This is a genomic window from Staphylococcus sp. EG-SA-2 (assembly GCF_017152085.1).
Genome location: NZ_JACYHC010000032.1, coordinates 1 through 576, shown reverse-complemented (window position 1 = coordinate 576; position 576 = coordinate 1). Strand labels below are relative to the sequence as shown.

General features: G+C 33.9%; 1 pseudogene. It reads right to left on the bottom strand.

Annotation, left to right across the window (positions count from 1 at the left end):
• Positions 1–19 precede the first annotated feature (19 nt).
• Positions 20–576: pseudogene (locus tag IDG60_RS27035) on the bottom strand (ribosome biogenesis GTPase YqeH); the annotation flags it as partial.

Below are 576 nucleotides of genomic sequence, written 5' to 3'. Positions count from 1 at the left end.
TTTCATTTTTTAAATCACCTTATAAAATAGAATTTCTTAATACAACATCAACATTTTTAGGAACACGAACGATTACTTTAGCTCCTGGTCCTATAGTTATAAAGCCTAGACCAGAGATCATAACATCGCGTTTCTCTTTGCCTGTTTCAAGTCTAACAGCCTTTACCTCATTAAGATCAAAATTTTGTGGATTTCCAGGTGGCGTTAATAAATCGCCAAGTTGATTACGCCATAAATCATTGGCCTTCTCCGTTTTAGTACGATGTATATTCAAGTCATTAGAAAAGAAACAAACTAACGGACGTTTACCACCTGATACATAATCTATGCGCGCTAGACCGCCGAAGAATAATGTTTGCGCCTCATTTAATTGATATACGCGTTGTTTTATTTCTTTCTTAGGCATAATAATTTTCAATTCTTTTTCACTAACTAAATGCGTCATTTGGTGATCTTGAATAATACCTGGTGTATCATACATAAATGATGATTCATCTAAAGGAATATCTATCATATCTAAAGTTGTTCCAGGGAATCTTGAAGTTGTTACTACATCTTTTTCACCAACACTAGCTT